This window comes from Pseudomonas sp. W3I7, from assembly GCF_030816095.1.
Classification (GTDB): Bacteria; Pseudomonadota; Gammaproteobacteria; order Pseudomonadales; family Pseudomonadaceae; genus Aquipseudomonas; species Aquipseudomonas salomonii.
In genome coordinates this window covers 3,815,568-3,828,154 of sequence record NZ_JAUSXP010000001.1, presented here as the reverse complement: position 1 = coordinate 3,828,154, position 12,587 = coordinate 3,815,568, and the positions used below count along the sequence as shown (strand labels likewise).

Genomic DNA, 12,587 nt, shown 5'->3' with positions numbered 1-12,587 from the left:
CGATGCCCGACCTCATGCTCGGATTTTGGGCGGCGATGCAATTGCACTCGGGCGATATCACGTACCTGACGGTTCAGCATCTGCACATCGTCGCCGTCAGCGGCATCCTGGCGCTGGTCGTGGCGCTGCCCTTGGGCGTGTGGATGAGTCGGCCTTCGAACCAGCGCTATGCCATGGCGTGCATGCAATTGCTGAATGTGGGGCAGGCAATACCCAAGCTCGCCTTGCTGGCGTTGGCCATGAGTGTGTTCGGGGTCGGCGGTGGGGCGGCAATCTTTGGCTTGTGGGTCGCCACCTTGTTGCCGGTGGTGGTCAACACCTACGAGGGCTTGCGGGCGGTACCGGAGCATCTGCTCGAGGCGGCCGAGGCGATGGGCATGACGCCTGCGCAGCGGTTATGGAAAGTTGAAGTTCCCAACGCGCTGAACGTTATTTTCGCCGGCATACGCACGGCGCTCGCCATCAACGTCGGCACCGCGCCGCTGGCGTTCCTCGTCGGTGGCGGCGGCTTGGGTGAGCTTATTTTTACCGGTATCGACCTTAATGATTTTTCCATGATGTTGGCCGGTGCGGCGGCGACGGCTTTTCTAGCCATTGCGGTTGACCTGGGGTGCGGCGTGATCCAGTACGTCGCGGTGTCTCGGGGCTTGAGGCTGGCAGCACGTGAATGAATGTGAAGGCCAACGACCTACAGGAGGTGCAGGATGATTCATCGAATACTTATCTGTCTGATCGGCGTGCTGGGCCTCGTGCTCGGCAGTATTGGCAGTGTCTCTGCCAACGGCACGGTCGTTGTGGGCGGCAAAAAGTTCACCGAACAGCAACTGGTGGCGGAAATGACGGCGCAACTTTTGCGCGCTAACGGGTACAACGTGGATAAACGCCCGGACCTGGGTTCATCCATATTGCGCGCTGCGCTGGAAAACGGTCAGGTCGACGTGTACTGGGAATACACCGGCACTTCCCTGGTGCTGTACAACAAGGTCACCGACACCCTGAATGCCGACGAGACCTACAACCGGGTCAGTGCCCTTGACGCGCAGAAGGGCATCACCTGGTTAAACCGGTCAAACGCCAACACGACCTACGCATTGGCCATGCGCAATGACGCGGCGCAAAAGCACGGTATCGTCACGCTCAGCGACCTGGCGAAGCACATCGGCGCGGGCGGTACCTACCAGTTCGCCAGCAATGCCGAGTTTTACGCGCGCTCCGATGGCTTGCGACCGCTGCAAGACCTGTACAAGTTCGAATTCGGGCGTAAAAACGTCATCCGCATGGACGGTGGGCTGACCTACCAGGCGCTGCGGGACGGTCAGGTGGATGTGGCGTTGGTGATGTCGACTGATGGGCGGGTCCCGGCCTACGATTTTGTGGTACTCAAAGACGACAAGGGTTTTTTCCCCAGCTACGCGTTGACCCCGGTGATTCGTACCGAGGTCTTCAAGCAACACCCTCGGCTGGGGGAATTGCTTAACGCACTGTCGTCCAGGCTGGACGACGAAACCATTGCCGGTCTCAACGCCCGGGTCGATGTCGGGCGGGAATCCATCGAGAGTGTGGCCAAGGGGTTCTTGCAGCAAAGTAGCTTGCTCTAGTCAGCACAGGTAGCGGTTGCGTGCCTCCCTGAGCAGGTCGCGCACGCGATCGACGCGCAATAACAGCGTCATTTGCCGCTCATCGACGATAATTTCCGCCACGATCAATGCGCAGATCATCGGGGCGGTTACCAGCCAGTGCTCGTAACACTGGCTGGCCAGCGACAGGAAGACGCCGCCAATCCACAGTGCCAGCACCCACTTGGGGGCACGACGTTGCAGGGGCACCCAGAAGCGCTGCAACCTTTTCAAACGGGCCGTGTGCAGCCTTAACGAAGCTTCGAGTCGGGACAGCTCATTGCTCATGATTAAACTCGCTCAACGGTACGGGCGCAGCCTGGGAGCGTGGTTCCCAGCCAGGACAGGTTGACCCGTTCAACTTCTACCCAATGCTCGCCGGCAGGTTTTGTGCGGCAGCTTTTAAACGCAATACACACCTGCCCCACGTCCAATAAAGCAAAGTGCCGGTAATGGGGTGGGCGCTTGAATACCGAAAACAACATACGCATCGCCGCGCCTCGCTCAATCAAACGTGCCAACTGAGTTCAAACAGCGTGCCGCCGTTTTCCATGCGGCGGCAGGTCACGGCGCCGCCATGGGCGAGGGCGATGGCGCGCACCACGGCCAGGCCCAGGCCGCTGCCGCCCTGGGCGCGTGAGCGGGAGTTTTCACCGCGTTGGAAGGCGTCAAACAGGCGCGCGGCAAAACCTTCGTCGATGCCGGGGCCGTCATCGCGCACGCGCAGGTAGTTGAAGCCGTCACGGGTGCTCAGGTGGACGATGACATTGCCCGCTGTCGCGTGCCGCCGAATGTTATCCAGCAGGGCCAGCAAGGCCTGGCGGATGCGCGCCGGGTCGCAGCGCAGGGTGCGGCGTTGCAGGTCCAGTTGCAGCACGAAGCCTGCGGCCACCAGGCTCGGTTCGAACAACCGCACGTCGTCTTCGATGCCTGTCGCCAGGTCGGCTTCTTGCAGGTTGAGTTCCAGGTAGCCACTGTCGGCCAGGCCCACTACGCGCATATCCTCGATCAAGCGCGTCAAGCCTTCGACCTGGCCCAGCAGGCTGTAGAACTGCGCGGTGTCGGGTTCGAATACACCCTCGGCCAACCCTTGCAGGCGCCCGCGCAGAATAGTCAGTGGCGTGCGCAGTTCATGCGCAATGGCGGCATTCCAGAACGCTTGCTCCTGCGCCATGCGCTGCAAGCGCTTGGCCATGCTGTTGAAGTCATTGACCAGGATCGCCGCTTCACCGATCGACTGGTCACCGGCAACGGCCTGCACGTCCAGGTCGCCGTCGGCCAGTTTGCGCAGGTTCTCGGCCACGGAATTGAGCGGCATCAGGATTCGCCGCGACAGTTTCAGCGCCACAATCGAGCCCACCGCCAGGCTCACGCACGTGGTCAGGCCCATCCACACCCATTCAGCCTTGGCCGGCAGCCATGCATCCACTTCGGCGTCGGTGAGCGGCCAGTAGGTCCATAGCAATGCATAAAAAATATACGAGCCGATCACCGCCAAGGCGATCACGCACAGCACCACGGCGCACATCGACAGGATAATCTGGCGGCTCAGGCCATTGAGCCCTTTCACACCACGCTCCCGAACCGGTAGCCGACGCCACGGATACAGGTGGGCACACCCTGCACGCCGAGGTCTTCGAGCTTGCGCCGCAGTTTGCTGATATGGCTGTCGACCGTGCGCTCCAGGCTGTCGCTTTCTGGTGAGCACTGGGCCAACAGCTCGGCACGGCTGAACACCCGTTTCGGTGCCTTGGCCAATTGCGCCAGCAGCCTGAATTCGGTGACGGTCAAGGCCAGCGGCACTCGTCGCCCGGCCAGCGTCACTGTGGCTTCGTAGCTTTCAAGGTCGATTTCAAACGCGTCCACCCGCAGCACCGTGGGGCAGGCGTGGCCGCGATAAGCGATGGAGCGGCGCAGTACCGCCTGGGTACGCGCCACCACTTCGGCCGGGTTGAACGGCTTGACGATATAGTCGTCGGCGCCGATGCGCAGGCCCATCAGCTTGTCCATGTCCTGGTCTTGCGCGGTCAGCATGATCACCGGCGTATGGCCGCGCTGGCGCACTTGCGCGAGCACCTGCCAGCCATCCACGTTGGGCATCAGCACATCCAGCAACATCAGCTCCGGCTTGAGCGCCAGGTGCATGTCCAGCGCCTGTTGGCCGTCACGTGCGTGGGCGGTGCGAAAGCCGCTGCGTTTGAGGTAAGCCACCAGAATGTCGGCGATTTGCGGCTCATCTTCGGCAATCAGTACGAGGGCCTGGGGTTCTCTGACGCAGTCCGGGCGGGGCATTGATGCAACGGGAAAATCAGTCATGGTCTGCTCGGTGAAGAGGTCGCGCGCCGTCGCATCCCTGTGCTCGCGGTTATCTGCCGTGTCGTGGCTGCCGTCCGTGGCCACGTGTTCAAGCGTTGATCATAGCCTCTGGGTGATGCCATTCGACCGTGGTCGGTGCATTGTGCGCAACAAACGTGCGCTTTTATGGGAGGTTTTGTGGAGAGACGATGGAGACAGCCAATAATTGTTGCAATTAAGGTTTTATCGGCGGGTTAGCCTCACAACAGTCTCTTTTGCCGCCATGCCGGTGCGCTGGTGGGGAACAGCACGTCGGTCGGCCGAAAGCGGGCGAGGCCACAGGCGGCGGCAATACGCTGGCGTTGTTGGCCTCGGGCAAGTGCTTGGTGAAAGCTGATTTCGCTGTGCGCCAGCCCCAGTATATGGCCGACACCCGGCGCAAAATTACGGCCATGGGCCTGCCACCAGGCAGTGATTGCCTGCGGATCGGGCCAGGGCAGGTTCTCATCGGGGTCCATGCGCACATTGGCGTCCTCGGGGTCGTCGTTCGGGCCGGCATCGAAATCCGGCGGGTCTTGCAGTTCCAGGTCGAGCAGCGCCAAGTCAGCGCCGGTGATCAGGCTGAAGGCTTCACCGGCGACGCGGGCATACGGCAGCTCGCTCATCTGCTCGATCAGCCATGGCACGCTGACCGGATCGCCCAGCAGCCCCAAGGCCTGGATGCCGATGCGGCGCTGCTCGGGGTGCTGCACCCAATGGCGGACCCCTGCGAAGCTGAACTCGCGCTTTTGCCAGGCCAGCAGCACACACAGCGCACGGTACTGAAACTCACCCGGCTGCTCGGCGAACTGTCGCAGGGGCTCCAGGGCGTGCTCATCGCCCAGCTGTGCGCTGGCCCAATTGGCCCAGAAGCGCGTGGCTGGATCCTGATGCAGGCAGTGGGCACGAAGGCTCGGCAGCAGGTCGTGCCGGCGCAGTTCGCCGGCAGTCCGGGCAGCCCGTGCCAGCACGCCGGGGTCGGCATGCGCCAGCGCGTTCAGCAAGGCGGGGCCGGGGTCGTGGCGATGCATGCCGCAGGCGGCCAAGCCGAGGCGGCGGAACAGCGGCTCAGGGGTGGCGAGCATACGGTCGATCCAGGGCGCTATGTGCGCCCAGTCGAGCCACCCCAGGGCCATCAGAAAACCTCGCTGCGTTTCCACAGCGCTTCTCACGTGCGCGCCGAGCTGCGATAGCACGGTCGCATTGGCCGCTTCGAACGCCAGCACCGTACTGGCGAACAGCTCGCCAATCGCCTTTGGGTCGAGCTGGGCCACTAATGTGTACAAGCCGGTGGGTCCGGCGATACGCAAGCCGTCCAGGTGTGCGTCGATGCGGTCGTCGAGTTTGCGCAGGTCGTCCAGGTCGTAATGCGGCGCGTGTAAAGCGTAGCCACGCAGGACCGCGAGAAAACTCGCTTCTTCGACGTGAAGGTCAAGCACCACGGGCAGTGTGTTCATCTGTCGCCGGTCCTTGTGCAGGGGCAGGCCGCTGGCGTCGGGTTAGTCAATGCGCAGGCACCGCGTCCAGCTTGAACCGTCGAACTGCATCACATCCTTGGGCCCGATGGACCACATGATCCCGTCGGCGGCGCTCAGGTGATAGCAGGTCTGTGGAATGTCATCGCCGAAATCCACCGGCGTGAGCTTGCCGTCCTCAAGCCGGTAGACGAAATGGGTGGAAGACACGTACACCTGCCCATCGAAAACTTCCATGCCCCAGAGGTCTTCGCGGGTGCTTTCATGTTCGATTATTTCCCACTGATCGTCGCGGCCCCGAAGCAAGGTGCCGAGCTGGCCGCAGGCGTAGACAAAACCGTCCGGCGCGCAGCGAACTTTGTAAAGTGCCAGGTTGGTCGGGCTGTTGCGCTGGGTGAAGAGGGCGCCGTCGTACTGCCAGATTTCGCCTTCCCAGCCGACGGTATAGATTTCCTGTTCGCTGAAGCCATCGATGGATTCAAAGCTGGTGTCGGTGATCGGCGTGTCACCGACCTGGGCGCTCTGGTCAATGCAACGCCACTGATCTTCGCCTTCGCGAAGGTAGGCTTGCCGGCAGGTGCCTACGGCGTAGGCTCGGCCTTTGGCGATGCCACGGATTTCGCGCAGAGGGCCGCGTTTTTTTGGGTCTACGCCGCAGGTGGCGATGGGGGCCTCTTCCTGTACGGTGCCGCCGCCACTGGATCGTACCGATCCACCAGTGCCCAGCAGCATGTAACGTTCGGCCGGTACATGACAGACCGTTCCCGAGCAAGCAAGCCATGGCACTGTGCTGGTATACCAACTTCCACGATCCAGGCTGAACAGTATCGAGCCCGTGTAACCTTCGCTGATAGAGAGATCATTTGTGGTAATCAAATAGCTGAGGTCTGAGTAGCGAACGACTCCAGTACCAATGCTGAGTCCGCTGAATATTGGGTCTCGAGGGTCCATGGTGGTTTCCTGATATGAGTAAATTAACGGTTAAGATCACCAGGGCGCATCTCATTCCAAGCCTTGTCGCGCTCATGCTGATCACTGGTCATAGACGCGCAGGCGTTGATCGGCCGCTCCTTGCCCGGGTCCTTCGCTTTGTCGTGATACGTGTTCAACTGAGCTTCCAAACACTCCTGTGAACAATCAGAGTCCGGAAAGGTTTTCTTGGCAGCCAGCGCCCCTGTCTCCGTTGCCTTGGCTCTTGGCCATTCACCGTTGGCATCCGCCTCCTGCAACGCCACCACCCCGCGCCGGGTATGCAACTGGCCATGGGTGGCCGTGGTTTGGTTAGGCCCCTCTGCACACATCACCGGGGCTTTGTCGGTCTTGTAATTGCTCCACCCGGCTTTTGTCGGGTGCTTGTTTCTGGGTTGGCCCGCAGAGGCCGGCCCGTCTGTAAAGGACGCCGCGTCGATAAGGTGGTCACCGGTTTGTCCCGGGCAACATTTACGGGGCTTGTAGGGGGCGAGAAAACAGCGCATTGCCCGCTGGCAAGGGTCATCGTTGATGGCTTTTGCCAAGGACCCATACTCGCTTTGGACGGCGGCGTGTTTGCGTTGGTAGTCAGGGTCGCCTTTAAACCCGTCGCCTGCTGCACGCTTGGCGGCTTGCCTGGCTTTGCTCGCCGTGCGCAGCGGGCCGATATCCGGGCAGAACTTGTCCTGTGGGGTGTCCTTGCAAGCCGTTTGCGCCTGCTTTTTCTCGCTTTCGCATTGGGCTGTCTCGTTGGCGAGTGCCATCCGGTCCATATAGGGCCAGGGCGCGGTATTACCCGGTTGGGAGGCGTGGTTATGGGTGGTCAGGTCCATGTGGCGCACGACGTTCTTGCCTTCGTACTTCACATCCATCGACCACGAGGTGAAATACACTTTGCCCTTGATCTTGCTGGTGACGATGCCTTTTTTGGGCGTATTGGCGGCTTCATCCCCATAGCTGGTCTTGAAATAGCTCTGGTCCTTGAGCATCACTTCCTTACCACTGATCTTTACCGTCCGGCTGCCCTTGGTCGTGTCCTTGGCCAGGCCGGTGTTGGGGTAGGGGATGGGCACGCCCAGCGGCGTGGGCGGGGCCAAGGGTGGGGTAAAGCACACATCCGGAAAGCACGCGATCGACTTGCCGTCGGCCGCCTTGCAGGACACTTCCATATTGTTGGCAAAGACTTGGTTAGCCATCAGGCAGCCCCCACGGTGCGGTAGCTGAGCAGCGCGGCGGCGCGTTGGCCGGCGTCGTTGCCCAGGTGGCAGAAGATGTTCGGCCCTTCGCCGTAGCCCTTGCGGCTGGCGGCCAGTGCCACAGCAAGCATCGCCGGGCCGATGGCGGCGCCGACTTCGCCGATGCAGTCGGCCGGGTGCCAGAGGTGGAAGAATTCCTTGCGTACCCGCAGGCTCCGGCTCAGGGCCAGGGAGGCTTCCTTGAAGTAATACTGTTCGCCGGAAATATCCGTCAGCCGATAATCCATCTGCTCCAACCCGCAGCCGGCTTCGCGCAGGGCGGCGCGGACCGCCTGGGTCAGGCCGTCGGCGCGTAGCGGAATGTCGTCGGCCTCAACTGTGGCGTGCTCCAGGCCGAAACCCAGGCCGATGCAGACCAATTGCGGTGTTTCGCTGGCAACGGGGGCGGCCAGCACCACGGCGGCGGCACCTTCGCCGGGGATAAAACCGTTGGAGTTTTTACCGGTGAGCAGGCGTTCGCGTGCTTCGAAGGCGGTCAGGGTGGCACCGTTCAGGAAAGAATCGACGCCGGCAATCAGCACATGGCGATGGCGGCCCTGGTAGATCAGCGCACGCGCGTTCAGCAGGGCCACGGCGGCGCTGACCCGACCCTGGGCGATGATCTCGGAGGCAGGATGAAAGCGCAGGCCCAGCTCGGCTTCGATGGCCTGCAGCAGCCCCTGGTCCAGCCCGGGCAGGCGACCGGGGCGCTCGGCCTCCGCTACCCCCAGCAGCAGCGGAGTTGCTTGCGGATCGACGTCGGGGCGGCTCTGCAGTGCTTCGGCGATGGCGCGGGCGGCCATCTTGATCAACTTGGTGCGGCCCCGCCAGGGTTGTTCCAACGGTACGCTGGCTGCAATCAGCCATTCGCCGCCACGGGCAATGAAGCGGGTTTCCTGAAAATTGTCGATGGCGCAGCGGATCGCCGCGCAGCTCGCCGGTGCACTGAGGCCAACTGCGCTGACCATGCCGGAGCCGATAATGCACAGCGCGCTCATCCGTGGGCCCCCTCGGGGGAACGTTTGGCTTTTACCAACGCGCCAAGCGAGGGGTAATAGTCCTTGCCCAGTGCTCGGGCGCGCCACCAACCGGTGGGCATGGTGCCGACCAGCACCTGGGCAATCTCGAACACGTTACGCCGTAGCACACGGGACACCCGCCAGGTCAATTGCACCTGGCCGGCGTCCGTGTCGATCAGCAACGTGTCGATCACCGCCGACACCGTCTGATGGCCGCCTTTTTTCAGGAAGAAGGTCACCGGCACCTCCATTTCAGGGATACGAAAGCCTGCGTGCTCTTGGGCAGTGAGGTTTAGCAGCAGCACATCTTCGCCGCCGCGCAGGTGATCAATCTGCTGGTCCTCAGGGGCCGCCTGAAAGTAGCGCGGGTCGAAATCCCCGGGTAGAAACGGAAAGCAGTCGGCCAGCCAGGCATCGTCGTAAGTACCGGCGAAGCGGGCGCGTTGCGGCCAGCTACGGCCGATGGGCCCCAAGGCCATAGGGCGGAAGGTGCCGCTGTGACTGTCGATCGGCTTGCCCACTTCCTCGGTGTTGGGCATTGGCCTACCGACGATATGCGCGCTGTCCATGCCACGCGGGTACCAGCCGCAACCGCTGGGGTTGTCCAGGTAGCAATCACGCAGGTGGGGGGCATTCACCGTTGGATGGGAACCACCGTAGGCCTGGTCGTAGGTGATGCGCTGTTCGGTAAAAGGCTGCGGTGAGCTTGGCGAAACACCCAATAAACTCGGTTGCCAGTGCCTCGGGCCCAGGACCGAAAAGGCCTTGCTCATTCGCCCCACCCGAATGCCCGCCGTCAACTGTGTCACTGGCCGCCCGCCGGGTGCATAGGCCTTGCCACACACCAGCACATCGCAGAAGCGCTTGGCCGGGGCGAAGTCCATTTCCTGGCGCGGCGCGCTGAGCCCGGGTTCGCCGAGGAAGGTGTCGGCCATCAGTAGCGGTTGCTGGGTGTCCGCCAGGGTCGCGGCGCGGCCGTCCATGGGCAGGTTGAACGTGCCCTTGGCCACCACGACCAGGGATTCGCGGCCGTCGCGCTCCATCCCCAGGGTATAGGCCGCAATCAGTTGGCTGGCGTTGAGCAGTTCCATAGGGCCGAATACCTGTCTAGTTGATCTGCACCGAGCCGCCCTTGATGCGGTTGACCCCGCTGGAACGGCTGGAAAGGTAGGCGCCTTGGATAATCACTTTGCCCGCGCGTGTCAGGGTGATGCTGGCTTTGCCGCAACGCAGCACGATCTCGCGTTCGGCGCTTAATGCAAGGCACTGGTCATCCAGCCGTACGCTGGCGACGGGCGCCGGTGAGGCCTGCGCGCTGAGCAGATGACCGATCACCAGCGGGTAAGCCGGGTCGCCGCCTTCGAACATCAGCGCCACTTGGCTGCCGATATCCGCCGGGCTCAGCCGTGCGGTGCAACGCGCAACGATGCCGCTGCGGCTCGGGCAACCCGGATAGGTGACCAAGGGCGCACCGGCGTGCGGAAGATCGAGCAGGGTGCCGATCACCACAGCGTCGATACGGGCCTGGGTGGGTAGCGGGTGCTGAACGGTCATATACATACCTCCACTGTCCTAGTTCTGCAGGATCTTCTGCCCTTTGATCACCACGTTCTTGATGGCCTTGAGGCTGATGGCACCGGAACCGTTAAGGGTGATGTTCTTGCCGCGAATCATGATGGTCCCGTCCTTCTTCAGGGTGATGCTGGCCGCGCCCGTGGTCAGGCTGATGGAATCGCCGGCGGTGAGTACGAAGTGCTTGCCAACGTTCAGGCTGTCGTTCTGCTTGATGCCAGTGGTGCGGTTCTGGGCGACGTCGCGGAATTCGTTCTGGCCGATCAGGGTGCCTTGGTTGCCGTTGATGCCGATACCCTCGTTGCCGATGACCGTTTCGCCACGGTTGCCCGTGACGTGCAGGATCTCGTTGCCGCCCACGTCTTCGGTGCGGTTGCCGACGATGCTGATTTTTTCGTTGGCGCCGACCGTTTCCGTGCGGTCCGCGCCGATGGTGATGGTCTCGTTGCTACCCACCTGCTCGGTGCGATTGACGCCAATGGTGATGGTCTCGTTGCTGCCCACTTCTTCGGTACGGTTCACCCCGATGGTAATGGTTTCGTTGTTGCCCACGGTTTCAGTACGGTCGTGTTTGACGTGCACGGTCTCGTCGTTGTCGACGGTCTTGCTGCGGTCATGGCCGACCCAGTGGGTTTCGTCGTTCTCGACCTCGATGTCCTGATTCTTCTCGGCGTGAATGAACAGTTGCTCCGCGCCTTTCTTGTCTTCCATGCGGATTTCATTGAAGTTGGCCGGTGAGCCATCCTTGCTTGAACGGCTTTTCACCCCGCTTTGGGTGGCATTGGCCGGCAGCGCGTAGGGCACTGTCTGTTCGGCGTTGTAGACACGCCCGGTAATGATCGGGCGATCCGGATCACCTTCGAGAAAGCTGACGATCACTTCCTGTCCGATACGCGGGATGTGCATGGCCCCCCAGTTTTTGCCGGCCCACGCCTGGGACACGCGAATCCAGCAGGAGCTGTTTTCGTTGGAATGGTCGTGGCGATCCCAGTGGAAATGCACTTTGACCCGGCCGTATTGGTCGGTCCAGATCTCCTCGCCACCGGGGCCGACCACCACGGCGGTCTGCGGCCCGCGCACGATGGGTTTGGGGGTGAGCGGGAGAGGGCGAAAGACTTGGCTGGCGTCCATGCAGTCCAGCTCACTGATGAACTGTTCGGCCAAGGTTGTCTGCCCGCTTTCATAGGGGTCCTGGCGGATTTGATAACGTGCGAGCACCGCCAGGTATTCGCGGTTCTGGTCTGTACGGTCGTAGCCGGTCAGGTTGAACAGATGGCCGCAGCCCAGGCCGCGGGCACAGCCGCGTAACTGCACACGCTCGAACTGGCTGTGTATGGCTTCAATACGCGTTCGTGCATATTGCTCACCGTCGTTGCACTGGACGTATTCGCCCGGGTAGTCGTAGAGCGCATGATCGGCGTTGCTGTGGCTGCGCGGCACAATGGAGCGCACTTCCAGGCTGGCGCGCGGGCGTTGAAAGTCATAGTCGTTCAGCGCCAGCGAACCGGGTTGTACTTCTTGCGCCATTTGCCAATCGTAGAAGTGATCGCGCTCGCGCATTTGCTGGTCGGCAGGGTAGAAGGGCACCGAGGCGTAGTCCGGCGCCGTGGAGTGGGCACCATAAGCGTCGGCTAACACCAGTACATGGCGGGTCTTTTCATGGCGAAAGTAATAATAGATGCCTTCCTGCTCCATCAGCCGGCTGACGAAGTCGAAGCTGGTTTCGCGGTACTGCACGCAATACTCCCACTCGCGGTAGGTGCCGCTCAGGCCGTCTTCAAAATCGGAGAACCCTAGGTCGCGAAAGACCTCCTTGATGATGTCCGGCACCGTTTTGTTCTGGAAAATCCGGCAGTCCGAGGTGCGCGTGAGTAGCCAGAACCAAGGCCGCAGGCTGACGCGGTAACCCGCAAACTGGCCGTGACCGGTTTTTTGCCGGCAACTGCTGGCAATGCCGTGGAAGTAGCGTTGGGCGCCGCCGTACAGTTCCAGGGTCAGGCCGATGGGCTTGCCCAGTATCTGATCGAACTGGATAGCTCGGTCTTCGCAGGTCAGTTCCAACTCATAGTGGAATAGGCGCCCCAGCTCTTCGCTGCCTGTCATGCTCTGCAGCAGCAGGACATCGTTGCCCAGAGGGCTGTCGACCTGTGCCAGCCGGGTGTTTTGCGTGATTGCCATGAACGCCTTCCTTTGGCTCGTGTTCGGGCTTTAAAAATTGCAGCGCCTTGTCCCGCTGGCGGGAATGCATGCCGGGCAGCGACTCACCTTGGGCATGCAGAAGATCCTGTTCATCCAGTAAAGGTGGAGTATTAGAAACAGCCGATTCATGTTTGTCATGTCCGACGCTGCCGACGCGTTGCGTAGGAC

General features: G+C 61.8%; 12 protein-coding genes. 2 read left to right on the top strand and 10 right to left on the bottom strand.

Annotation, left to right across the window (positions count from 1 at the left end; genetic code table 11):
* The first annotated feature begins 2 nt into the window (after window positions 1-2).
* On the top strand, window positions 3-671 hold the full coding sequence (locus tag QF043_RS17600; RefSeq protein WP_307419547.1) for an ABC transporter permease: 669 nt from the start codon (window positions 3-5) through the stop codon (window positions 669-671).
* Between the two features lie 33 nt (window positions 672-704).
* Complete coding sequence (locus tag QF043_RS17595; protein WP_307419546.1) at window positions 705-1,598, top strand: glycine betaine ABC transporter substrate-binding protein; 894 nt, start codon at window positions 705-707, stop codon at window positions 1,596-1,598.
* Here QF043_RS17595 and QF043_RS17590 read toward each other — a convergent pair whose 3' ends face one another.
* The 10 genes from QF043_RS17590 to QF043_RS17545 form a co-directional block, all read right to left on the bottom strand.
* Window positions 1,599-1,904, bottom strand: coding sequence for a hypothetical protein (locus QF043_RS17590; RefSeq protein ID WP_307419545.1), 306 nt, complete (start codon window positions 1,902-1,904; stop codon window positions 1,599-1,601).
* Between the two features lie 220 nt (window positions 1,905-2,124).
* A complete protein-coding gene (locus tag QF043_RS17585; RefSeq protein ID WP_307419544.1) occupies window positions 2,125-3,186 on the bottom strand; it encodes an ATP-binding protein in 1,062 nt (353 codons plus the stop codon).
* Window positions 3,183-3,932, bottom strand: a complete 750-nt coding sequence (locus QF043_RS17580) for a response regulator (protein WP_307419543.1) — start codon at window positions 3,930-3,932, stop codon at window positions 3,183-3,185. The genes QF043_RS17585 and QF043_RS17580 overlap by 4 nt, the downstream gene beginning before the upstream one ends.
* Window positions 3,933-4,171: 239 nt before the next feature.
* Window positions 4,172-5,407 (bottom strand): TIGR02270 family protein, encoded by a 1,236-nt coding sequence (locus QF043_RS17575; protein WP_307419542.1) that lies wholly within the window; start codon window positions 5,405-5,407, stop codon window positions 4,172-4,174.
* A 42-nt stretch (window positions 5,408-5,449) separates the two neighbouring features.
* Window positions 5,450-6,157 carry a hypothetical protein gene (locus QF043_RS17570; RefSeq protein WP_235593098.1) on the bottom strand — a complete coding sequence of 236 codons (708 nt, stop codon included), beginning with the start codon at window positions 6,155-6,157 and terminating at the stop codon, window positions 5,450-5,452.
* A 242-nt stretch (window positions 6,158-6,399) separates the two neighbouring features.
* The gene (locus QF043_RS17565; protein WP_307419541.1) at window positions 6,400-7,590 is read right to left on the bottom strand and encodes a PAAR-like domain-containing protein; all 1,191 of its coding nucleotides are present in this window, start codon (window positions 7,588-7,590) and stop codon (window positions 6,400-6,402) included.
* On the bottom strand, window positions 7,590-8,627 hold the full coding sequence (locus QF043_RS17560; RefSeq protein ID WP_307419540.1) for a hypothetical protein: 1,038 nt from the start codon (window positions 8,625-8,627) through the stop codon (window positions 7,590-7,592). Before QF043_RS17560 ends, QF043_RS17565 begins: the two co-directional genes overlap by 1 nt.
* On the bottom strand, window positions 8,624-9,739 hold the full coding sequence (locus tag QF043_RS17555) for a DUF2169 domain-containing protein (RefSeq protein ID WP_307419539.1): 1,116 nt from the start codon (window positions 9,737-9,739) through the stop codon (window positions 8,624-8,626). The genes QF043_RS17560 and QF043_RS17555 overlap by 4 nt, the downstream gene beginning before the upstream one ends.
* 16 nt (window positions 9,740-9,755) lie before the next feature.
* Window positions 9,756-10,202, bottom strand: a complete 447-nt coding sequence (locus QF043_RS17550) for a DUF6484 domain-containing protein (RefSeq protein ID WP_307419538.1) — start codon at window positions 10,200-10,202, stop codon at window positions 9,756-9,758.
* Between the two features lie 18 nt (window positions 10,203-10,220).
* The gene (locus QF043_RS17545) at window positions 10,221-12,398 is read right to left on the bottom strand and encodes a type VI secretion system Vgr family protein (RefSeq protein ID WP_307419537.1); all 2,178 of its coding nucleotides are present in this window, start codon (window positions 12,396-12,398) and stop codon (window positions 10,221-10,223) included.
* Window positions 12,399-12,587 lie beyond the last annotated feature (189 nt).